The sequence below is a fragment of the Mesorhizobium sp. P2_E7 genome (genome assembly GCF_056403855.1).
On record NZ_JBFUER010000008.1, the window covers coordinates 35,955 to 58,779 of the forward strand.

Below are 22,825 nucleotides of genomic sequence, written 5' to 3' on the forward strand. Positions count from 1 at the left end.
AACCGGACAGCCGGAGTTCAGTGTACCCAGCGAACCGTGCTGAAATCGATGTTGCCAGGCGGGTATACGGGACGGAGTCCGAGGTCCTTCAGACCCTTCGCGTGGACAACCACATCGTTGACGTCGACAAGCGGGATCACGACGCCGGCATCGAAGTACATCTGCCCCGCTTTCTCGTAGAGAGCGTCGCGTTCTTTGACGTCAGTCAACTTCCCGGCCTGATCCACGATGGCATCGGCTTCCGGCACGACCCGGCCAAAAAAGTTAAGGGGACCGCCTTTTGTGAAGAACACCCTTGCCTGGCTCTCCGGATGAGCGGCATCCGGGCCAGCGATCGTGAGCAGCAAATCGGGAGGGTTCGGGTCGTCTTTCAAGGTGTAAGCAGCGCCGGAAGGCAGCACATAAGCCGTTGCCTTTACGCCGATCAACGCCAGTTGCGCTATCATCAGGTCGGCGATGCGGCTGTAGCTCGGGGCAGCGCTATGGAGGCCAATGACCAAATTGACCGCGCCATGTTTGGCGATCGCGGCCTTCGCTGCCTCGAAATCGGTGGGAAACCGGATCGGATTCTTCGGGTCGAGCATCACATTCGGATAGACCGACCTTGACAGACTTGCGAATTCTCCAAAGGCGTCTTTGATCCACAGCGCCGGGTTAATCGCTGTCAAGACGGCCTTGCGGACCTCCGCGTCGTCTAGCGGCGAGTTCGGCTTAACGAAGAGATAGTACGGTATCATGCTCGGGGCGGCGGTGATCTCCAGCCCCCCCGGCAGGCTGGTGAGTTGCGCAAACGGATAGTTGATCGGCACGGCATCGATCGTACCCGCCTGCAATTGAAGTATCTGCTGGCTGATATCGGGCACGACCGAAATCTGGATCTGCCGGAAGAACGGTTTGTCACCCCTATAGTCGTCGTTGCGTTCGAGCACATAGCGCTGACCGCGTTTGAATTCAGCCAGTTTGAATGGACCAGTACCGACCGCGTGCTCATTGAGCCAGGTCTTCGCGAAGTCGCCGTTGTCATGCTCAGCGAGCGCCACGGGACTGATGATCTTGGGCCCCCACGGACTGGAGAGAGCATCGAGGAGCGAAGGCTGAGGATGGCCCAGTGTGAGCACGACCGTCGCAGCGTCCGGCGCCCTCATGTCCTTTACGTTGGCCAGGAAGTAGCTCAGGCTCAGCCCACGATCGCGGCGCCTTTCGAACGACTTTATGACAGCTGTCGCATTGAATGGCGTGCCGTCGTGGAACTTGACGCCTTGGACCAGGTGGAATGTGTAAGTCAGCCCGTCGTCCGAGATATCCCAACTCCTGGCGAGCCAACCAACGATCCTGGTCGAACCCGGCTCGTATTCGACAAGGCCTTCGTAGACGTTGTTGATTGCGCTCATTGCGCCGGTCTCAAAGCCGTTGTCCGGATCGAAAGTGCCGACATCGGTCACATACGGAATGCGCAATACCTCCTGAGCGAACGCCGGCGCCACCCAAAGCAGCAGACCGAGCGCGAGTCCCATCATAGTCAGGCCAAAGCTGAGCTTGGAAGATTGTCTGGCCGGGCGAGAGCAGGACGTCTGCATCAATTGTCCCCGTTGGCCTGGTCTTTTGGCGAGGGACTGCGGCAAGCCATATGTACTCAAATCCTTAGCCGAAGAGGGCGTCTATGCCCTTGTTCAACTCAGCATCGCCGATGCCATCGAGGCTTTCCTTCGTCGCTCGACAGCGGCGCTGGCGGTCAGACAATACGCTGCCTGGTTGCACCATACGACGGCCCACCATTGGCAGTCTATGAGACTCGGGCAGAGGATACCCTATGCTCAGGCATAGATTGTCGAAACGCGAACGCCAATCGGCCGCGCCGGCCAACAGCCGATCGGCCGGATGGAAAGATGCGCACTCTGGCGAGATGAGCACGGGGATTCGCATTCTTACCAACCAACAGGGAGCGGGATATATCCGCTCGGATAGTTTGGGGTGCCTCACTGCGGAGGCCAAGCGGACATGCCACTCAGCTCGTCTCGGCTCATGGATTTCCATGAGGTGCGGCCGGGGTATGGTGGGACTAGGGTGGGGCGTGAGTTCGCCAGCCCAGATCCTGACACCAAGAACAAGTGCTATACCCAGCACTGATAGTTCCCATGCTTTACCTGTGCTGGAGGAGCAGCAAATGATGCACGTCTGGTCGCATCGCCCCCGATTGTTGCACCTGGGGCTTTTTTTCGCTGCATATGTCCTGGGCTGCGGGTTCGCGCAGTTGCTCGCAATTGTGCCTGGAACAGGTATTTCCATCTGGCCCCCGAGCGGACTTTTCATCGCTACGCTTGTCCTCGCCTCCAGGCCCAGCTGGCCTTGGTGGGTAGCGGCGGGCTGTCTGGCCGAACTGTTCAGCAATTTGCTGTGGTTCCACAGTCCGCTGCCTGCAGCTATCCTGATCTATGCCGGCAACGCTCTTGAAGCGGTGGTTGGCGCATGGCTCGTGAACCTGACCTGCAAGCGGCCGGTCCGGCTGGAAACCTTGCAGGAAGTTCTCGCATTCGTGGTGTTGGCCGCCGGGATCGCGCCTGTCGTAAGCGCGACGGTCGGAAGCGCCACTCTTGCGTGGTTTGGTATGCAATCGCAAACCTTCACGGCGGCTTGGCCGCTATTCTGGATCGGTGACGCCACAGGGGTCCTGATCGTGGCGCCAATGGCGCTGGTCGTGTTCCAGAATTGGCGTGACGTGACTCAGCTCTCAAGGGCGCGTTGGATGGAAGTCTGCGTCCTGGGATCGATCTTTCTTGGCGTAGCCACTCTTTCACTTAGCGGCTACCTGCCCTTCGCCTACATAATCATGCCACCTCTTCTTTGGGTCGCGGTGCGCTTCGAGTTCAAGGGCGCTGCGGTCGCCTTGGTCCTCCTCGCGCTGATAACGGCGGTATTCACGATATCCGGCGCCAGCCAATTTGCCGGCGATCCCGAATCGCTGAAGCAGAAGCACATCATGCTGCAGTTGTTTCTGGCCATTTCGGCATTCTCGGCGCTCATCGTTGCCGTCATATCCAGGCAGCATCAGCTGGCGCTGCGCACATTGCGGCAAAGCGAGCGCCAACTTCAGCGGATGATCGATGCACTCCCGGTCCGCGTGTGGAGCGCGACGGCAACAGGCGAGCCATTGTACTTCAACAAGCGATACCAGGACCATTTCCGCGCCGTTATCCCGACCTTCGATCCTCTCCAGTCCCCGCGTATCGAGACATTGGTGCAGGAACTAACTCATCCGGAGGACGCTCCCGAGGTGCAGCGGACGCTGGGGAACTGCTTCGCAACCGGCAACGCCTCCACGATGCGGTTTCGTTGGCGCGAGAAGGACGGCGACTACCGGTGGGCGGAATGCCGGGTAGAACCACGGCGTGATGAGGACGGTGCGGTTGCCGAATGGTACGGCGTTTCCCTCGACATCGACGACGAGGTGCGCGCGCAAGCAGCGTTGCGTGAGCGTGAGCGGGAGCTGTCACTGTTGGTCGACATGGTCCCGGTTAACATTGGCCGCATGGCGCCTGACGGCGAGCCGACCTTCTTCAGCAAGCGCACGCTGGAATCTATCGGCCTGGGTGACGTTGCGGATCTGGATAGGCCAGGGATGAGCCGCGTGGCAGCCATGATAGCGGCAACCGTCCATCCTGAAGATGGACCCCGCATGAGGGAGGTTCTTGGCCACGCCCTCGCTACCGGGGAACCCTACACCATGAAGTATCGCCGACGCCGCGCAGACGGCGTGTACCGCTGGATGGAGGGCCGCGCGGAGCCGCTGCGGAATCAAGCAGGAACGATCGTGCAATGGTACGTAGCTGCCATGGACATCGACGATGAGGTGCGCGCGCAGGAAGCATTGCGCGACCGGGAGCGGGAGCTCGCGCAACTCGTGGATATGGTCCCGAGCCTGCTTTGGCGGCTGAGTTCGGAGGGCGAGCCGACCTTCTTCAACAAGCGCCTAATGAATTTTCTCGGTCTGGACATAGGAGATTCAGACAAGCCGGGGATGACCCGGCTGGCAGCTGTCATAGAGACGGCTGTTCATCCCGATGATGCTGCAGGCCTGGCGGAGGCGCTCAAGCATTGCTTCGTTACGGGCGAGCGTTTCTCCAAGAAGTATCGCCTGCGGCGTGCGGATGGCGTCTACCGCTGGGTGGAGGGCAGCGCGGAGCCGCTGCGAGATGAGACCGGACGCATCGTCGAGTGGTACGGGCTCACGCATGACATCCACGATCAGCTGCTCGTCGAGGAGGCGCTGCGTCGTAGCGAGCGGCAGCTGCAGCAGCTCATTGACACCGTGCCGGTTCAGATGTGGTGCGTCACGCCCGGCGGAGAGCCAGCCTACATCAACAAAACCATGGTGGACTATATCGGTCTGAAGCTGGAGGATTTTGAGGCTGGAGGCGGATTGCCGAGTGCTATTCAAACCATCGTCCATCCGGATGACAGGGCCGCGTTGCTTGCTGCCTTGACCCATTCCTTCAGCACGGGTGAACCGTTCGAACTGAAGTTTCGCAACCGCCGATGGGATGGCTCATACCGCTGGACAGAGGGGCACGCGGATCCACTTCGCGACGAGAGCGGCCGCATTATCCGGTGGTACGGCGCCAATGTTGATATCCACGATCATGTGACTTCACAGGAGGCGTTGCGCGAGAGAGAACGCTTCCTCTGGCAGCTCGTCGAAACACTGCCGGCGATGATCGATTGCGCCGCGCCGGATGGCGAGCCGGTTTATCGCAGTCAGCAGCTCCGCGAATTTCTCGGATACAATCTTGAGGAATTGGACGGGACAGGAAAGTCCCGGCTGACCGGCACACTCGACGCCGGCGTTCATCCCGACGATGTGGCGGGCGTCAAGGAGAGATATGCCCATTCGCTGTCCACCGGCGAACCTTATGCGCGCAGGCATCGTCTGCGGCGCTTCGATGGCGAATATCGCTGGGTTGAGACACGTGCCGCGCCGATGCGCAACGCCGAAGGCGCTGTTGTGCAGTGGAACGTGATCTGCCTGGACATCGACAGTGAGGTTCGGGTGCAGGAACAACTGCGCCTTGCCCAGGAGAACCTTGCGCGTCAGACGCAGGCGGCCAGCCTGGCCGAGCTCTCCGCGTCGATCGCGCACGAGGTGAACCAGCCCTTGGCGGCCGTTGTGGCGAACTCGCATGCATGCCAGCGTTGGCTCACGGCCAACCCCCCAAATATCGAGCGGGCGCAGAAAACGGTGGAGCGCATCATCCGGGACGCCAACTCGGCGGCGGATGTCGTCAGCCACATCCGCGCCTTGTTCAAACAATCCATAGAAACTCGGAGGACCGACACAACGCTGTCTAGCGTCATTGCCGAGGCGCTGGATCTCATGGCGGAGGAGGCGGGGCGGCATCGTGTCCGCATCAATACGGGCATCGAACGCGATCTTCCGCTTCTGGCACTCGATCGCGTTCAGATCCAGCAGGTCCTGGTCAATCTCATACGCAACGGTATGGATGCGATGGACTCTGTTGCGAGCGACAGAGTTCTTGGGGTCCGCGTGCGCCGACTGGGCGATGTGGTCCAGACGGAGATCAGCGATCGCGGGCAGGGCGTCGAGTTTCCAGAGAGAATATTCGAGCCGTTCTTCACGACGAAAGGGCACGGGATGGGCATGGGGCTGGCGATCTGCCGTTCGATTGTCGAGTCCCATGGCGGCCGGCTATGGGTGGAGACGAACGAACCGCACGGAGCGACATTCCTCTTCACGTTGCCGGTTACAGCGGAAGCGGCGCCATGACGACTGAAGACCATATTGTCTACATCGTCGATGACGATGAACGCATTCGCGAGGCGCTCGGCGAACTCCTGGCGTCACACGACATCCACGCTATCGCGTTCGCATCGGCCGGCGACTATGTTGGCATGGACAAGCCGGACGTGCCGGCCTGCCTCATCCTCGATGTCGAATTGCCGGATATCAACGGCCTCGAACTGCAGAGGCAGATCGCCGAAGGGGACCATCCGCCGATCGTTTTCATAACAGGGCACGGCGACATCCCGTCATCCGTGCGGGCGATCAAGCGCGGCGCCGTGGACTTCCTGACGAAGCCTTTCAGTGATGCGGACCTCATGGCCGCAATCCATGCCGCGATTGCCCAGGATCAGGCAAGTAGGTCAGAGCGTGCCGAGCTTGGCGTGCTGAGGCAACGGTATCTCGACCTGACGCCGCGCGAACGCGACGTGCTGCCGCTGGTGGTGAGTGGCTTGCTCAATAAGCAGGCCGCCGCCGAACTGGGGATCAGCGAGGTCACGCTGGAAATCCACAGAAGGAATGTCATGCAGAAAATGGTGGCGGCGTCGCTCGCCGATCTCGTTCGTATCGCGGAGCGATTGGAAATACCGATCACCCACTCGCGCAGGGCAGGAAGGAACTGAGCGTGAGCAACATCAGGCCTGTTGTGGCGGTTGTCGACGACGATCCACGACTGCTCGAGTCGCTGGAGGAACTTCTGGAGTCCGCCGGCTATGTGGCCCGCAGCTTCTCATCGGCGCGACAGTTGCTTATCAGCGGCCTGTCGGGCCTGGACGTGCTCATCACCGACATCGGGATGCTTGGCATGAACGGTTTTGAACTTCGTGACCTGGTGAGGAGGACGCGTCCGGAGCTGCCGGTGTTCCTGATCACAGGCCGCCACGAGATAGCCGATCAGCACCGCGCGCAGGGCATCAGCGGATTTTTCCGCAAGCCCTTCGATGCCCAGGCCCTGCTTGCTGCGGTCGGCGACTCCTTGCGCAATCAAAAAATGGAGGATGATCATGAGTGAGCAGCCGCTTGCGCGGAGATCGGCACCGTTATCGCAGCAGCGGGACACGGAGCAGCCGCTCGTCATCATTGTCGATGACGATGCGTCGGTACGCGAGGCGCTGTCCGAGTTGATCCTGTCGGCAGGCTTCCAGTCGATCTGTTTCGCCTCGACCCGCGAATTCCTCGACGCCGACGTATTGGACGTCCCAGGCTGCTTGGTCCTCGATGTGCGCATGCCGGGAGCGAGCGGTCTCGATCTGCAGGATCGCCTGGCAAAAAGCGGCAACCCCAAACCGATCATCTTCCTGACCGGGCATGGCGATATTCCGATGACTGTCCAGGCGATGAAGGCCGGCGCTGTCGACTTTCTCACAAAGCCAGCACGCGACCAAACCCTGCTTGACGCGGTGGTTGCAGGGATTGCGATGGACGCCGCTCGGCGGGCGGCTGCAGTGGTCGTCAAGCGTAATGTCGAACGGCTTGAGACGCTGACGCCACGCGAACGTCAGGTCCTGCGCGAAGTCGCGCAGGGGCGAGTCAACAAACAGATCGCATTCGACCTTGGTATCAGCGAGATCACCGTCAAGCTCCACCGCGGCAATGTGATGCGCAAGATGGAGGTCGCGTCCATCGGCGAGCTGATCCGGGCATGGGAAACGCTGCCAGCTGCGGTGCGCGATACGGGCTCGACCAAGACTTTGGCGTGACCCACTCCCCACGCCGCCCAATGGGGTCAACCAGCGCGCCTGGCGCAGCAACTCGTCGCCGGCGAGGGGCGACGAGCTGAAGCCGAATTCGTCGAGTGCGACGAATGAAAGAGGACAAGTCCGGCGCTTGGAGGTGGTTATTCTTCAAAGGGCGCGCTCGCCACGAAGTCGACGGAAGAAGGTGCCCGGTATCCTGGCACGAAGCGTTCGCCAAAGTCCCGGGCGAAGTTGTCGTAGGTCGTTTCCGGGTGCGTCTGGGCGATGTGACAGAAGCACTTCGTCATGCGCCGCTTCATCTCGAGCCGCGGGAATTCACCTACAATCCTGGCGATTTCAGCCTCAGGGATGGTCTCGTACTTGAGACCGACAACATCCAGGCAGATGCCGGCAGTACAAAGGGCTACCTCCGCCTCCTTGTAGAGGCCGATCGACGGGGTCGAATTGAGGGCCACGCTGTCCCAGATGAGCTGGGCCCGGCGCTCGTCGACACCGCTTTGTCGTGAGAAGGCCCTGGCCAGATCCGCACCTTCGACCTCGAAACGGCGCGGACCGTCAAAATGCTCATTGAGCGTGATGTCATGCAACAAGGTCCCAACCGCGACGACTTCCGCGTCGTGGTCGATGTTGCGCAACTGGCCGAGCCGTGCTGCGAACAACCAAGAGCGGACGACGTGATTGAACAGATAGTCTTCGCATTCTCTGCGCGCGTATTCGAGAGCCTGCTGCACGAGCGGGGTGTCGGGTACCGAGACCCCTGCAAGTATCCGGCTGGTGGTTCCGTTCATGTCGAATTGTCTCCTCAACGCATTCCGACGGTTTCGCTGGGCCGTGTCGTCGCCGGCTTCAGGCGGCGGCGCGCATACGATCCGCGGGATGCTGCAGGCGAAAGCCGATCGCCAGCCTGTTCCAGGCGTTGATCGTAGCCACGCCGATCGAGAGCGCGACGAGTTCATCTTCCGAAAAAGCGTTGCGAGCTTCCTCGTAGATCGCGTCAGGCGCATGGGTCTCGGCGATGCGGGTGAGGGCCTCTGCCCAGGCCAGTGCGGCTCGCTCGCGTTCCGTGTAGAGCGCAGACTCGCGCCAGGCGTCGAGCAGCAGCAGCCGGTCGTCGGTCTCGCCCAGCTTGATGGCGTCTTGCCGGTGCATATGCAGGCAATGCGCGCAGCCGTTCATTTGCGAGACCCGCAACTTGACGAGCTCGAGCAACTTTGGGTCGAAGCTGCTGGCAAGCCAGCTCTCGACGGCGACGAGCCCCTCGATGCCACCGTTCTTGCGGGCCAGGAAATTCAGACGCTTGGTCATATGAGACTCCATGATGTCGATTAAGGGTTTCTCTTCTCGCAGGCCTTGGTGTTCGTTGCGCCGAAGGTTGGCGATCTCGGTTAGCGATAGCCGACACCGGCAACGTAATCGGAGAGTATTTGCTCTTGGATCTCCTCCCGCTCGAACAGAACTTTCATCGCGTCGCGTATGTCGAGAATACCGACAGGCCTGGCGCCTGTGTCGACCACGGGCATGTTCTGGAGGTTGGTGGCAGCCATTGTCTGCCACACCTGATGCAGATCATCCTGCGGCGTGCACGAAACGATTTGCCTGCTCATCAGAGCTGAAACTGGCGGCACTGACGACGCCGAACTGACGAGATGGCGGACGAGGTCGGATTTGCTCAGCACACCTTCGGCGCCGCCGTTAGCATTGCAGACCACGACAAGGCCGATGCAGGGCCTGGAAAGCGAGAAGGCGGCCGCTTGCACAGTGGCGTTGACGTCGATCACCGCAAGGCGCGGTGAAGTCAAGGCATGCAGTTTGTCGACAAGCATTGCTGCCATCCTCTATGTTCAAACCGATCCGTGCGATGTTCGACCTCAGTCGTCGTTGTATGTGGTTAGCTCGGTTTCACTGGTATCGACGACGAACACAGCCAGAAGCTTGGCGGGTTCGGTCGTACTGGCATTTTCGCTGACGCCATGGACGTCGCCCGGAAATTCGGAAAAGCTCTCGCCGGCGCGATATGTCGTGACCGGCCCGCCATTGACCTGGCTACGGATACCGCCCTCGAGAACCGTCGCAAAGATGAAGGCCGATTTTGGATGCGTATGTCCTGCCGACGTGCCGCCCGGTTCGTACTCGACGAGCACGGCGCGCATGCTCTTGCCCGGCACATTGGGCAGCGTGTGGTCGTAAATCAGCGTGGCCTTGTCGCCGTGGGAATCATGGGCGAGTGCAGAGCCCATTGCGAGACTGGTTGCGATTGCAGCGGTGCAGAGGATCGTCTTGATCATTGTCTTGGCTCCGGTTTGGGGGTGGATGGGGATCGCCGGCCGGGGAGGGACGACCGGCGATCGGGCTCTCGCGGGGGGGGGAAGCGGCGCGAGCCTATGACTTGATGAAGGCTAGCAGGTCGGGGTTCACCGCATCAGCATGGGTGGTGCACATGCCGTGTGGGAATTTCTCGTAGACCTTGAGCGTCGCCTTTTTCAGAAGCTTCGATGACAGCAGTGCCGAGTCGGCGATCGGAACGATCTGGTCATCGTCACCATGCATGACGAGCGTCGGCACGTCGATGGCCTTCAGATCCTCGGTGAAATCGGTCTCCGAAAAGGCCTTGATTCCTTGATACTGTGCCTTGGCGCTGCCCATCATCGCCTGCCGCCACCAGTTCTGGATCACGGCTGGGATTGGCTTAACATCGGGCCGGTTGAACCCGTAAAAGGGACCACCGGCGAAATCCGAATAGAACTGCGCACGACTGTCGGCGAGCGATTTACGCAACCCGTCGAAAACCTCGATTGGCAGGCCGCCTGGGTTGGCAGGCGTCTTCAGCATTATCGGCGGCACGGCGCCGATAAGCACGAGCTTTGCAACGCGGCCTTGGCGCTGACCATGGTGCGCTACATAGTGAGCGGCTTCGCCGCCGCCGGTGGAGTGGCCGACATGAACGGCATTTTTCAAGTCGAGGTGCTCGAATGCCGCGGCGGCATCTTCGGCGTAGTGATCCATGTCGTGACCTTCGCTGACCTGGGCCGAGCGGCCATGGCCGCGCCGGTCATGGGCGATGACCCGGTAGCCCTTGCCGAGAAAAAAGAGCATCTGCGTATCCCAATCATCGCCGCTCAGTGGCCAGCCATGGTGGAAAACGATCGGTTGAGCGTCTTTGGGACCCCAATCCTTGTAGTAGATTTCGGTGCCATCCTTGGTGGTGATCGTGCTCATGGTCGTGGATCCTTTGCTTGAGGTGGAAGAGAGAAGTTTCTTCCCCCGCTCAACCTTCGCGAGCGCTGCGCTGGGCAGACCGGCTGCAACGGCGGCGGCCATCGTGCCCAGCAGAACATCGCGCCGCGTCGTTTCGGCAGGGGTGGGAACGTTGTTGCTCATCACGTGCTCCTTCGCGTTTGGGCGCAGGGCCTCGCCAATCCAGGACGAGGTCGGATCGTCGCGGGTGCGGATCAGTGGCGCTGGAGCGAAGCGTGGGGGAGCCACTGCTCGAAACGGATGGCGCCGATGCGTGCGTTGCCGGCAGGAACCAGCGACCCGTCTTCCAGCTCCGTACCGAAGTAGAGTGCGCGAGGATCGGCAATCACCTGGCGCGGATCGTTCGTCGCTTTCAGGAACCGCGCGACAAACTCATTGAAACGCACCCGCTCAGGCCCGGCGATGTCGATCGTGCCGTTGACCGGAGGTGCAAGCGCTACATCCGCCATGACATCGGCGACGTCATCGGAAGCGATCGGCTGAAAGGAGACTGCCGGCAGATGGACGGCATCGCCGACCATCGACGACTGGGCGATGCCGCCCAGAAACTCGAAGAACTGCGTCGAATGAACGATGGTGTAGGGGATGCCGGAGCTCTTGATCAGTTTTTCCTGGGCCACCTTGGCGCGCAGATAGCCGCTCTTTGGCAGCCGTTCGGTACCGACGACCGAAAGCGCAATGTGGTGTTTCACGCCAGCAGCTTTTTCTGCTGCAAGCAGGTTTCGGCCGGAGGTCTCGAAAAACTCCAGAACGGCCTTGTCTTCGAATGAAGGCGAATTCGCCAGGTCGATTACAATTTGTGCTCCTGCCAGCGCCTCTGTCAGGCCCTCGCCGGTAATCGTATTGACGCCCGAATTCGGCGACGCTGCAAGCACGTCATGGCCCTTCTTGCGCAGCCTCTCGACCGTCTTCGACCCGATCAGTCCGGTGCCGCCGATAACCACGATTTTCATGTCGAAACTCCTCGTTCGCGTTCCATGGATTGAGTTGGCGATTGGCCTTTCATCGCTGTAGACAATGCGACGGAGCTGCCGGCCAAACTATCGAACGGAAGCATCTGTCGTTCGATGCGAAGGTCTAGGACCGATGAGCCTAAAGATCGGGAGTCCTATAGGGCGATAGGAGGAGGGCTAGATGCGTGTGGATTGGTTGACCGGGCTCTCGGGTAAGTGGTCGACCCTCCCGCACATAAGAAAACGCATCCCGGTAGGCTTGCGACAAGGCCACCCTGGTCCGCTGGATATGCCGTCCTGATCCTCGATCCAATCGACCGCGCGTACCCCTCGCACTTAGCGTTTGGCAGGACCAGATCAGCTACGCACTCAGGGGACGCCAATTGTCACGCGCAAAAGCAAGACCAGGCACGGCAGGCGACAATGACTTTCGTCGGAATCCCGACAGCGCATCCAACGCGCGTCGCACGGAGCAGCCGACCGCCGGCATCGTTCATGATCTGGGCAATCTCATCCAGGTCGCGTCATCCGCGGTGAATCGCGTCGCGCGAGACTCAAGCGTCTCAACGGCTCCGGACCTTGAGCCCGTGATCGCAAGTGCCAGAACGGCGCTGCAGCGCGCTGGCGCGCTCGTCCGAGATACAATGGCCAGAGCCTTGGAGGCTCCAAAAGAAATCGAACACACGGATCTGAGGAGCTGTCTGGCTGAGGTTGAAACTCTCATCCGAAGCGCATGGGAACTGCAGATCCGCCTCGAGGTCCGTATCGAATCCGGTTTGCCTCTCGCGATATGTGGCCGTTTGGGCCTCCAGAACGCGATCCTGAATCTTGCGTTCAATGCGCGCGACGCGATGCCCGACGGCGGCTCGATCTCGATAGACGCCGCATTGGCGGATAATGGCCATGGCGCCCTTGTCGAACTCCGCGTCACAGACACCGGTATCGGCATGACCCAAGAGACCATGGCCCGTGCCTTTGATCCGTTCTTCACCACCAAGTGCCCAGGGTTGGGCGGAATCGGTTTGCCGATGGTGAAGCATTTTGCCGAGCAGCACGACGGAAGTGTCGAAATCGACAGCGCAGTCGGGTCAGGAACAACTGTGATCTTGCGATTGCCTGCGGCGCCGGCCCAAGCAGACGGCTTCCGACAACCATGAGAGAATCCAATGGTGAAAAGGCATCATGTAACGACCGCCTCAGACGGCCCTGCCTATCTTGAGCGCGAATTGAGAACCCTGTCGGCAGATGGGAAGCGCATAGTAAGCATTATGTGGATGCCAGAACGGTATGGCGCTGACGGCAGGATGGTGTCTGGCTATGTCATTGTCAGTGAAGCTGCCTGCGACCTCGGTCCGTGTAACGCGCCCTTGGCGTTGGACACCGGCCTGTTAGTCAGAGCTTTTCGTTTCTGGCATTGCCCGACTCTACCTCAGGCGACTCATTGCGACAGCGCGTCAGCGTTTACGCTGCAGCTGAACGAGGTCCAAATGCGCAATTGAGAGCACGGCGAAATGTGCTGAAACGCGTCAGGCTTTCAGCACAATCGCTATCAAATTGAAGCCACATTGGCATCCATCGGGCAGGCCGGCGGATATGGTGTCGAACACTGACCCGTCGGCTTGTCTCGTACCGTTGACAGGCAGGGCATCGCAGGTCGCAAGGGATCGAAGAAGGATATGAGCCTCATTGCAGAGGATGTTCCCGCTGCTGGCGCTCCTGAGGCGTTTTGGCAGGAAGTGCGCGCCGCCTATCCGCGACAGGAGCCGCTGCTGAACCTCAACAATGCCGCAGTCAGTCCGCCGCCTCTCGAGGTCGAGCAGGCAGTGATTGAAGCCTATCGGTTCGTCAGCCGCAATCCCGACGTCAATATGTGGAGCAAGCTCGACGCCGCGCTGCCGGACATCAAGGCGGAGCTCGCGCAACTCATAGACTGCTCACCCACCGAAATCGCGCTCAATCGCAATTCCTCGGAAGGTCTGTCGACGGCAATTTTCGGCATACCGCTTCAACCGGGCGACCAGGTAGTGATGTCGCCCTGGGATTATCCCTCCGCGCGCGCCGGCTGGCTCCAACGCCAGCAGCGCGAGGGCATTGTGCCGATTACCTGCCAATTCGGCCTCCTTGATGATGACGCGGTGATCGTTGCGGCCTATGCCGGGGCGATTACGCCGCGCACCCGGGTGATGTTACTGACGCACATGTACCACTGGAACGGCAGGCTCCTGCCGGTCGAGCGCCTGTGCGCCCTGGCGCGCGCGCACGGCATCGTCACCGTGGTCGACGGAGCGCAGACCTTCGCCCAGATGCCGCTAAGTTTCCGCAAGCTCGGCTGCGACATCTTCGTGACGAGCCTGCACAAATGGCTTGGGGCGCCGGTGGGCAACGGAATGCTGGTCGTCAGGGAAGGTCTGATCGATGAGACATGGCCGCTGCTCGCGCCATTCGACACACCGCCGCTGCGAATCGACAAGTTCGATCACTGGAATCTCGGCACTTACAACTCCGCCATCCAGGCGGGCATCGCGCCCGCGATTCGTCTGCATCGCCGGATCGGCGTCGGGAGGGTCCAGCAGCGCCTCAACGAACTCACACTCTACTGGATCGAGCGTGCGCGCGACATTCCAGGGTTTCGCCTGCAAACGCCCCCCAATGCCACACCGCCTGGCGCCGTGGCGTTGTTTTCCATCGACGGCGTGGATTCGCGTCAACTCGAGAAAGTCCTGCGGGAGCAGTACCAGATTCATGTCAAGTATCGCAGCGTCGAGGATGTCGCGGGACTGCGTGTTTCGCCCCATATCTACATGCGCAAGGACGAGCTCGATATGTTTGTCGACGGCCTGAAAGCAGCTGTCGGTGAGGTGACAAGCGCGTGGACACCCCAACGGCGATCAAGCTCGCACTGACGGCCCGGTTCTGATTGTTCTGCAGCTTGCCTTGTCGCCTGTGTTGTATTGTCTCCAAGGTGTCCGATGGAATGCTGATGTGAAGGCGTTCGAATGAGGCAAACCCGGCGAAGCGGGCAACGCCCGCTTGAGATCCTCATACTCGAAGGCGCCGGCGAGACCGACGATCCCGCCTTTGGCGGCCAGAGGAGCCGTCGTTGCGCGGATGTCGGAAGTTGCTCCTTCAGGCGGCGCGGGCGAAGCGATCGACCCTGAAGTCATCGAGCGGAGTTTCGCAACGGTCGGTCATGATGAGTTCGGCCATGGCGTCGCCAACACCTGGACCGAGCTGGAAGCCGTGTCCGCTAAAGCCGAAGGCGTGGAACAGGCCTGGCGTCGTCGCCGAGCGCCCCATGACCGGCAGCATGTCCTTGACATAGCCCTCGCAACCGGACCATGTGCGGATGACCGTAGCCTGCGCGATCGCCGGCAGCAGCCGCGCCACGGCGCGCAGTTGCATGGGCAGGCGCATAGGGTCGGCGGCCGCGTGGCCTGGGTCAAGCTCCACCGCTACTCTTTCGGCCGCTCCGCCGAAGACGATGTTGCCGCGCTCGACCTGGCGCAGATAAGCGCCATAGTCCTTGTCGCGCGTCCAGATGCCGACCACTGGCAGGATCCGATGCGGTAGCGGCTCGGTCACGCCCATCTGCGGGCCACAGGCGTCCAGCGGGACCTCTTCGCCAAACTGCGCGGCGATGCGCGCGCCCCAGGCTCCGGCGGTATTGAGCAGGCAGCCGGCGGCGAATTTGCCTTTCGAGCTCGTGACAAGGAAACCGGAGCCCGTGTGAGTGATCTTCTCGACCTCCGCTCTTTCGATGATCTTCGCACCGAGCTTGCGGGCTGCCTCGGCAAAGGCAGGCGCGATCAGCCGCGGATTGCCGCTGCCATCGTGCGGAGAGAACGACGCCGCGATCGCTTCGGGACCGAGGCCGGGAAAGCGGGCACGAATCTCGCGTGGACCGAGTTCCTCCAGTTCAAGCCCCTCGGGGCGCGCCGCCTTGGCGTAGGCCCGCATGTCGGCGAGGCTATCTTCATCGAAGATCAGCCTGATATGGCCGGTAGCGCGGAATTCCACGTCGCGGCCAAGCATCTTCTCGGCCTCGCCCCACAGCCTGAGCGAGCGGTGGGCCAGCGGAAGCTGGGAGAGATGGCGCCCCGTACGCCGGATGTTGCCAAAGGAAGCGACCGTTGCTCCGGTGCCGATCCGGTTGCGCTCGATAAGCGTCACGCGCGCCCCGCGCCTGGCGAGGAAATAGGCCGAAGCCGTCCCCATCAGGCCGCCGCCCAGCACGATCACATCCATAGTCGTTCCTTAGCGTAGAGCAGCTGATCCTTGGATGTATCCATCTTGTCGGTGCCCCGGCATTGCGTCAAAGATGGGTTTGGACAGAAGCCATAAGCTTTACCTATGGAGTGGCTATGCGGGCCCGGCAGCTCGAAGTGTTCATCGCCGTCATGCGCGCGGGTACCGTGACCGCTGCGGCGCGGATGCTGAACATCTCCCAGCCCGCGCTCAGCCAGATCCTGCTCCACACCGAAGACGAACTCGGCTTCACCCTGTTCGAGCGGGTGAAGGGTCGGTTACGACCGACCCCGGAGGCGCTCGAGATCTTCCCTGATGCCGAGAGGCTGTCTGCGGGGCTGGAGGGCCTGCGCCGCAAGACCACCGACCTGCGCCTGGGCCGGACCGGGCTGGTGCGGGTCGCGGCTTCACCGCCGCCGGCCATGGCTATCTTGCCGCGTGCGTTCACCGAATTCCGGGTCCAGCATCCCAACATAATGTTGCGTGCTCATAGCGCGCCGATCTCCGCCATCATCGACATGCTGCGCGCTGGTGATGCCAGCCTCGGCGTGGCCATGGACGACCGCCTGCCTCCCGATGTCGAGGCGGAAGTGATCGGCAGCGTCGGCTTCTCATGCCTGCTGCCCGCAGGGCATGCTTTGGTCGGGAAAACCGAGCTGACGCTCGCCGATCTCGCCGGCGAGGAGTTGATATCCTATCGTGGCAACACCCGTCCCGCCGACGAACTGGCCCATGCGGCCCGCGCACAGGGCGTGGTGCTTTCGCCGTCGCTCGAGATCGACGTATCCATCTCCGCCGTCGGCTTCGTCCAGGCTGGCTTGGGCATCGCGCTGGTCGATGCGCTGTTGCCGTGGCACCAGTTTGCCGGGCTTGCCGTCAGGCCGCTCGCCGCGGGGCCGGAATTTCCGATCGCTCTGCTGACCTCGCGCACACGGGCTCTTTCGCGGGCCGATGAGATGATGCGCGACGAAATCCGCGCCGCCTGTTCCGCCGTCCTGGATGAGCATCGCGCGAACGCATAAGCAAGACTTATGTCTTTGCTCATCATACGTCTTGGACCCGCACCAGCCGGTCATGCCAGTTTTGCGTGTGGCAGACAGGAAGGGACGCATCATGGACAGTGCCATCGCGGCGGATGCAGCGCAAAACGGGGCCGACTGGAAGGTCGGCGTCGATATTGGCGGGACATTCATCGATTTCTGCGCGCTCGAAGCCCGTTCCGGTCGGGTCGCCTCGCTGAAAGTGCTGACGACGCCGGAAGATCCAGGTGCCGAGCTGATGACCGGCCTCACCCTTCTGGCCGAACGCGAAGGTTTTGATCCTACGCTCATGACGCGCTTCGTGCACGGCACCACCGTCGGCATCAACACGATCATCCAGCGCAAGGGCGCGCCGCTGGCGCTGTTCACCAATGCGGGCTTCGAGGACGTGATCGAACTCGCACGGCTGCGAATGCCGGACATGTATTCACTGTTCTGCTCGCGCCCGGACCCGCTGATCTCTCGCGACATGGTGTTCGGCATTCCGGTTCGCATGCGTGCCGATGGAAGCGAATCCAAGGCACCGGACATGGCGGCGGTGGCCAGGGCGGTGGCGGCGGCGAAAACGAATGGGGCGCAGGGGATCATCGTCTCCTTCCTCCATTCATGGCGCAATGCCGCGCAGGAGGCCGCCGTCAAGGCGACGATCGCGCGTCTCGCGCCAGACCTCTTCGTCTTCTCCTCGGCTGAGGTGTGGCCGGTCATCCGCGAATACGAGCGCAGCTCGACCGCCATTCTCAACGGCTATGTCCATCCGCGCGTCTCGGGCTACCTGACGGCGCTGGAAGAGCGGCTAAAGGACCGCGGCGTGCCGGCCCGCCCGATGCTGACGAAGTCGAACGGTGGGCTGATGAACGCTGCCGAAGGCAAGCGTGCCTGCGTGAACATGCTCTTGTCGGGAACGGCCTCTGGCGTCATCGGCGCCTCGTGGCTGGCGCGCCAGGCAGGCGAAGACAAGATTCTTACTCTCGACATTGGCGGGACATCGGCCGACTTCGCGCTGATCATCGGCGGCGAGGCGCAATTCGGAACCGGCGAACTGATCGGCGAATTTCCACTGCATATCCCTTCCGTGTCGGTGAGCTCGATCGGCGTCGGCGGCGGCTCGATCGCCAGTGTCGACGCGCAAGGGGTGTTGCGCGTCGGGCCGGAGTCGGCAGGTTCGACGCCAGGACCGGCATGCTACGGCCGCGGTGGCGAGCGGGCGACGGTGACGGACGCCATGGTGGCGTGCGGATGGCTTGGCCACAGCGAGATGGCATACGGCCAGCTCAGGATCGATACCGGACTGGCGCTTAGCGCGGTCGGCGACCTTGCCGCCCGGCTCGGCCGCCCGATCGAGCAGACCGCGCAGGCGATCCTCGACATCGCGGTGTCGGAAATGTTCGTCGAGGTCGAGAAACTCGCCTCGCGCGCCGGCGTCGACTTGCGCGATTTCACGCTGATGCCCTTCGGCGGCGGCGGCCCCATGCTCGGCGCCTTCCTTGCCCGCGAACTCGGGATGAGGCGCGTCATTGCGCCCCGCCGCCCTGGCGTGGTGTCGGCGCTGGGCGGGCTGGTGGCTGATCTGCGCGGAGACTTCATTCGCACCATCTTCAGCCCCCTGTCGGGCACGTCGCTCCCCGGAATTCGCGAGACTTTCGAGACCCTTGCGCAAGAGGGGCGCGACTGGCTTGCGGAGCAAGGTCATGACGGGGAGGCGGAGCTCAACCTCTCCTGCGACATGCGCTATGTCGGACAAAGTTATGAGATCGAGGTCGCCCTTCAGCCGGAATGGCTGACGGACGGGAATGCGGCCGCCATCGCACAGGCCTTCCACCTCACCCATCAGCAGCTCTACGATTTCCACGACCCGGACGGCGAGATAGAACTTGTGAATGTCCGGCTATCCGCCGTAGGCGCGGGGCCGAAGCTCTCCTTCCCGGAGATCGACGAGATCGGCGGCTCGGCCATCCCAGCGCGTCGGCCCCCGGTCTACACCGGCCTGAGCGTCGAGACCGTCGACCTCTACGAGCGGCAGGCCCTCGCATCCGGCAGCACGTTCCACGGTCCTGCCGTGGTCGTGCAGGAAGACACCACCTTCGCTATTCCCGCGGGAGCGCAGGCAAGGGTCGACCGTCACCTCAACCTTTTGCTGACCTTCCCGGAGTAAAGCCATGTTTGACCGGACAAACCTTCAGGTTCTGGCGAACCACGCCCGCGCGGCGGCCGAGAACATGGCCCATACGCTGCACCGCACCGCGCACTCCGCCTTCGTCAAGGAGACGCAGGATTTTACGGTGATGCTGATGGACCGTTCAGGCGCGACCTTCGCCGTGCCGATGGAACTCGGCGCCACCTGGTATCCGGGGCTTTCATATCACCGCGCGATCGCGATGGTCGACGACTACAGGCCGGGCGACGTTGCGTTCACCAACGATCCCTATTCCGGCCACGTCGCCACGCACGCGCCCGACACGCATCTGTGGAAGCCGGTCTTCGTCGACGGCGAGATCGTCGCCTGGACCGGAGGGCACATCCATAACACCGACATGGGTGGCGCGGTGCCGGCTTCGCTCAGCCGGGCGCTGACCGAAATCCATCAGGAAGGCATCCGCTTTCCGCCCATGAAGCTGGTGAACGAGGGCGTCTTCGATGAAACGATCCTGCGGATCATGAGCACCAATGTGCGCAAGCCCGACCTCAACATCGGCGACATCAAGGCGCTGGTCGGCGCGCTCAACACCGGCGAGCGCAAGATCCAGGCGATGGTGAAGAAGTTCGGCAAGGCCGGCTTCATCGAGGGCGTTTCCGCGCTTCTCGACCATGCGGAGGCGCAGGCGCGTGACGTGCTGCGCGCCATGCCCGACGGCACATGGCAGTTCGCAGATTATGCCGACGAGGATTCGGTCGAGGCCAATCCCTGCAGGCTGAAGCTGACGCTGACGATCGAGGGTGACGAGGCGGTGCTCGACTTCACCGGCTCCGATCCGCAACTCGGCTCCTCGCTCAACGTACCTTCAGGCGGCGACCCGCGACACACCATGCTGCTGGTGGGCGTCTATTACGTGCTGTACACGCTCAATCCGAAGATCCTGCTCAATACGGGCCTCACCCGGCCGTTTACCTGTATCGCACCCAAGGGTTCGGTGCTGAATCCGGTATTCCCCGCTGCCGTGGGCATGCGCTCGCTCACCTGCGCCCGGTTGCGGTCGGTCATTTTCGGCGCCTTTTCGCAAGCGGTGCCGGAGCGCCTGCCCGCGGCACCTGCCGGCAACAACTGCATCGTCAACGTCATGACCACGGACGAGCGCACCAGCCGGACCGTCATCGCGGCGGTGAACCCCGTGGTGGGGGGCGGCGGCGCGATGCCGCATCGCGACGGGACCAACGGATCGGGCGCCGATGCCGCCTATCTCAAGAACACGCCGATCGAGATCACCGAGACCGAGATCCCGGTCGAATTCGTGAAATACGGGCTCGCCAGGGACAGCGGCGGCGCGGGCCGGTGGCGCGGCGGGCTGGCGACCGAGATGGCGTTCCGCGTCTTCGCCCCCGATTCCAGGATCACGGCGCGCAACCGCGACCGCAGCTTCTTTCGTCCCTGGGGCGTGTTGGGCGGCAAGGCGGCCGGCCTGTCGGACATGGTCGTCAATCCGGGGACCGGGCACGAGCGGCGACTGGGCAACATCGACACCGCCGTCCTGCAGCCTGGCGACGTGCTCGATATCCGCTCCGCCGGAGGCGGGGGGCGCGGTGATCCGCATCAACGCGAGCCCTGGCGGGTCGCGCAGGATGTGCGGCGCGGCTATGTCTCGCTGGCTGCGGCCGAGCGCGACTATGGCGTCGTCATTCGCGATGGCGAGGTCGACGAGCAGGCGACCGCGAGGCTGCGCGCGGGGCACAAGCCGTCCGCCGGCCATTTCCATTTCGGTCCGGAGCGCGAAGGCTACGAAGCGCAGTGGACTCCGGCGGCCTATGACCGGCTCACCGCCATACTAAGGGACCTGCCGATCCATTGGCGGTTCTTCGCCAAGACGGAGATCTTCCGTCGCATGAAGGGGCGCTCGGGGCCGGAGGGAGTCCAGGAGGCGTTCGATTCGGTCTGCGAACGGTTCCCCGAATTGCCTCGTCCTCAACAAATGCAAGAGGCCGCGGAATGATCACGGGCGGCCGCATCGTTCGGCTGGCCGAGCGTGACCGGGCGCAGCTGCATTTCTTTCTCGACGGGCAGATGCATGGTGCACTGGCAGGCGACACCGTGCTGACCGCCATGCTGGCATCAGGACACGCCTTGCGAAGATCTGAGTTCGGACCCGAGTTGCGAGCCGGGTTCTGCCTGATGGGAGCCTGCCAGGATTGCTGGGTTTGGCAGGACGAGGGACCGCGCCTGCGGGCGTGCTCGTCGCTTATCACGGAAGGCATGCGGTTGCACACGACGCCACCGGAGAGCTGGCCGTGAGCGAGACCTCATCGCCGCGGGTCGTGATCGTGGGCGCCGGCCCCGCCGGCATAAGGGCGGCAGCTACGCTGGTCGAGGCTGGGCTCCACCCGGTGGTGATCGACGAAGGGCATTGCGCGGGTGGGCAGATCTATCGCCGCCCGCCCGCCGGGTTCACCCGCACACCGGAGCAACTCTACGGGTCGGAGGCGGCGAAGGCGCGAGCGCTGCATTCGCTGTTCGACCGGCTGGCCGAGGAGGGGCGGCTCACCCATTGTGCTGCGAGCTCGGTCATCGCAGTGCATGAGGGTCGGCTGCACGTGCTGAGGGAGGGCGGCGTGCAGGTGATCTTCCATGACCGCCTGATCCTTGCGACCGGTGCATCCGACCGCGTCGCTCCGGTCCCGGGCTGGCAGAGCGCCGGCGTCTACAGCCTTGGCGCGGCGCAGATCGCGCTCAAGGCGCAGGGTGTGGTCCTCGGGCGGCGGATCGTGCTGATTGGATCGGGGCCTTTGCTGACGCTGGTCGGCGCGCAACTCGTCAAGGCTGGAGCGGATGTGGCGGCGGTGCTGGACACCTCCTCCTGGCGACAGCAGATGCGGGGGTTTTGGGGACTGGCCGCCCGGCCGGTTGTCGCGCTGCGCGGTCTGGCCCTGCGGGCGAGGCTCGGCGGCCGCTACCATGCGGGCGTTGCGCTCGAGCGGATCGAGGCCGACGGGACGGGTGTCACAGCGATGCACTGGCGCGACGCCGGCGGAAGGCCGCGTCTCACTGCATGCGACATGATCGGCATGGGCTGGCACCTGCGGGCGGAGACCCATCTGGCCGACCTCGCGGGATGCGACTTCACCTATGACGAGCAGTGGCGGCAATGGCTGCCAAAGACCGACCGGATGGGTCGCGCCGGCAACGGCGTCTATCTGGCGGGCGATGGGGTTCGTCTTCTGGGAGCGGACGGCGCGGAGGTCGCTGGGAGTCTTGCGGCGGCGGCATGCCTTGCCGATCTCGGATTTCCGGCGCCCGCCGCCGGCGCCGATCTGCGCAAGCTCGCGCGGCTCGGGCGCTTTGCCCGTGGTCTGGCTTGCGCCTTTCCTTGGCCGGCGGCGATGGTGCGGGCACTCCCCGACGACGCCGTCGTCTGCCGTTGCGAAAACGTGAATGCCGGAGCTGTACGCGAGGGCGCGGGTGTCGGTGGCGGCGAGGCCAACAGGGTGAAGTCGCTGTCTCGCGCCGGTATGGGGCGATGCCAGGGACGCTATTGTCAGTTGGCTGCCGTCGAAGTCGTCGCGGCGCAGGCCGGCTGCGCGCCCGATGCTGTCGGCCGGTTTCGCGGACAGGCTCCTGTCCGGCCGGGGCCTATCGGCGCCTTTCTGCGCAACGGCTGATGCAATTGCGGAGGCCGCGCATGATGAGGATCAGAT

The 22,825-nt window shown here is 62.7% G+C and carries 19 protein-coding genes; 11 read left to right on the forward strand and 8 right to left on the reverse strand.

All coding sequences use genetic code 11. The features are described from left to right. Positions 1-17 precede the first annotated feature (17 nt). On the reverse strand, positions 18-1,577 hold the full coding sequence (locus tag AC1DYC_RS27800) for an ABC transporter substrate-binding protein (protein WP_477410903.1): 1,560 nt from the start codon (positions 1,575-1,577) through the stop codon (positions 18-20). Positions 1,578-2,164: 587 nt separating this feature from the next. Here AC1DYC_RS27800 and AC1DYC_RS27805 point away from each other — a divergent pair. From AC1DYC_RS27805 to AC1DYC_RS27820, 4 genes are read left to right on the forward strand one after another with little or no spacing between them, the layout of a single operon-like run. Continuing rightward, on the forward strand, positions 2,165-5,779 hold the full coding sequence (locus tag AC1DYC_RS27805) for a PAS domain-containing protein (protein ID WP_477410904.1): 3,615 nt from the start codon (positions 2,165-2,167) through the stop codon (positions 5,777-5,779). After that, positions 5,776-6,417 carry a response regulator transcription factor gene (locus tag AC1DYC_RS27810; RefSeq protein WP_477411036.1) on the forward strand — a complete coding sequence of 214 codons (642 nt, stop codon included), beginning with the start codon at positions 5,776-5,778 and terminating at the stop codon, positions 6,415-6,417. The genes AC1DYC_RS27805 and AC1DYC_RS27810 overlap by 4 nt, the downstream gene beginning before the upstream one ends. A gap of 2 nt (positions 6,418-6,419) precedes the next feature. Further along, positions 6,420-6,806, forward strand: coding sequence for a response regulator (locus AC1DYC_RS27815; protein WP_477410905.1), 387 nt, complete (start codon positions 6,420-6,422; stop codon positions 6,804-6,806). Continuing rightward, positions 6,793-7,494: a response regulator transcription factor gene (locus AC1DYC_RS27820; protein WP_477410906.1), complete on the forward strand. Its 702-nt coding sequence runs from the start codon at positions 6,793-6,795 to the stop codon at positions 7,492-7,494. Before AC1DYC_RS27815 ends, AC1DYC_RS27820 begins: the two co-directional genes overlap by 14 nt. 137 nt (positions 7,495-7,631) lie before the next feature. On the opposite strand, the gene AC1DYC_RS27825 is transcribed toward AC1DYC_RS27820, so the two are convergent. The 6 genes from AC1DYC_RS27825 to AC1DYC_RS27850 form a co-directional block, all read right to left on the reverse strand. Then, positions 7,632-8,279, reverse strand: coding sequence for an HD domain-containing protein (locus AC1DYC_RS27825; RefSeq protein ID WP_477410907.1), 648 nt, complete (start codon positions 8,277-8,279; stop codon positions 7,632-7,634). 58 nt (positions 8,280-8,337) lie between these two features. Beyond that, positions 8,338-8,796: a carboxymuconolactone decarboxylase family protein gene (locus AC1DYC_RS27830; protein ID WP_477410908.1), complete on the reverse strand. Its 459-nt coding sequence runs from the start codon at positions 8,794-8,796 to the stop codon at positions 8,338-8,340. A gap of 80 nt (positions 8,797-8,876) precedes the next feature. Then, complete coding sequence (locus AC1DYC_RS27835) at positions 8,877-9,314, reverse strand: CBS domain-containing protein (RefSeq protein ID WP_477410909.1); 438 nt, start codon at positions 9,312-9,314, stop codon at positions 8,877-8,879. Between the two features lie 45 nt (positions 9,315-9,359). After that, positions 9,360-9,776 carry a cupin domain-containing protein gene (locus tag AC1DYC_RS27840; RefSeq protein WP_477410910.1) on the reverse strand — a complete coding sequence of 139 codons (417 nt, stop codon included), beginning with the start codon at positions 9,774-9,776 and terminating at the stop codon, positions 9,360-9,362. Positions 9,777-9,870: 94 nt separating this feature from the next. Next, positions 9,871-10,707: an alpha/beta fold hydrolase gene (locus tag AC1DYC_RS27845; RefSeq protein ID WP_477411037.1), complete on the reverse strand. Its 837-nt coding sequence runs from the start codon at positions 10,705-10,707 to the stop codon at positions 9,871-9,873. Positions 10,708-10,940: 233 nt separating this feature from the next. Further along, entirely contained in the window at positions 10,941-11,699 is a 759-nt protein-coding gene (locus tag AC1DYC_RS27850) for an SDR family oxidoreductase (protein ID WP_477290638.1), read from the reverse strand. Between the two features lie 383 nt (positions 11,700-12,082). Here AC1DYC_RS27850 and AC1DYC_RS27855 point away from each other — a divergent pair, with 383 nt between their 5' ends. Continuing rightward, positions 12,083-12,856, forward strand: coding sequence for a sensor histidine kinase (locus tag AC1DYC_RS27855; RefSeq protein WP_477410911.1), 774 nt, complete (start codon positions 12,083-12,085; stop codon positions 12,854-12,856). Between the two features lie 519 nt (positions 12,857-13,375). Next, the gene (locus AC1DYC_RS27860; RefSeq protein WP_477410912.1) at positions 13,376-14,602 is read left to right on the forward strand and encodes an aminotransferase class V-fold PLP-dependent enzyme; all 1,227 of its coding nucleotides are present in this window, start codon (positions 13,376-13,378) and stop codon (positions 14,600-14,602) included. 223 nt (positions 14,603-14,825) lie between these two features. On the opposite strand, the gene AC1DYC_RS27865 is transcribed toward AC1DYC_RS27860, so the two are convergent. Next, entirely contained in the window at positions 14,826-15,944 is a 1,119-nt protein-coding gene (locus tag AC1DYC_RS27865; RefSeq protein ID WP_477410913.1) for an NAD(P)/FAD-dependent oxidoreductase, read from the reverse strand. 116 nt (positions 15,945-16,060) lie between these two features. Here AC1DYC_RS27865 and AC1DYC_RS27870 point away from each other — a divergent pair, with 116 nt between their 5' ends. From AC1DYC_RS27870 to AC1DYC_RS27890, 5 genes are all read left to right on the forward strand, one after another. Further along, entirely contained in the window at positions 16,061-16,966 is a 906-nt protein-coding gene (locus AC1DYC_RS27870) for a LysR substrate-binding domain-containing protein (RefSeq protein WP_477410914.1), read from the forward strand. 91 nt (positions 16,967-17,057) lie between these two features. Beyond that, a complete protein-coding gene (locus tag AC1DYC_RS27875) occupies positions 17,058-19,136 on the forward strand; it encodes a hydantoinase/oxoprolinase family protein (protein WP_477410915.1) in 2,079 nt (692 codons plus the stop codon). Between the two features lie 4 nt (positions 19,137-19,140). Beyond that, entirely contained in the window at positions 19,141-21,126 is a 1,986-nt protein-coding gene (locus tag AC1DYC_RS27880; protein WP_477410916.1) for a hydantoinase B/oxoprolinase family protein, read from the forward strand. After that, the gene (locus AC1DYC_RS27885) at positions 21,123-21,425 is read left to right on the forward strand and encodes a (2Fe-2S)-binding protein (RefSeq protein WP_477410917.1); all 303 of its coding nucleotides are present in this window, start codon (positions 21,123-21,125) and stop codon (positions 21,423-21,425) included. Before AC1DYC_RS27880 ends, AC1DYC_RS27885 begins: the two co-directional genes overlap by 4 nt. Further along, complete coding sequence (locus AC1DYC_RS27890) at positions 21,422-22,789, forward strand: FAD-dependent oxidoreductase (RefSeq protein WP_477410918.1); 1,368 nt, start codon at positions 21,422-21,424, stop codon at positions 22,787-22,789. The genes AC1DYC_RS27885 and AC1DYC_RS27890 overlap by 4 nt, the downstream gene beginning before the upstream one ends. Positions 22,790-22,825: the final 36 nt, after the last annotated feature.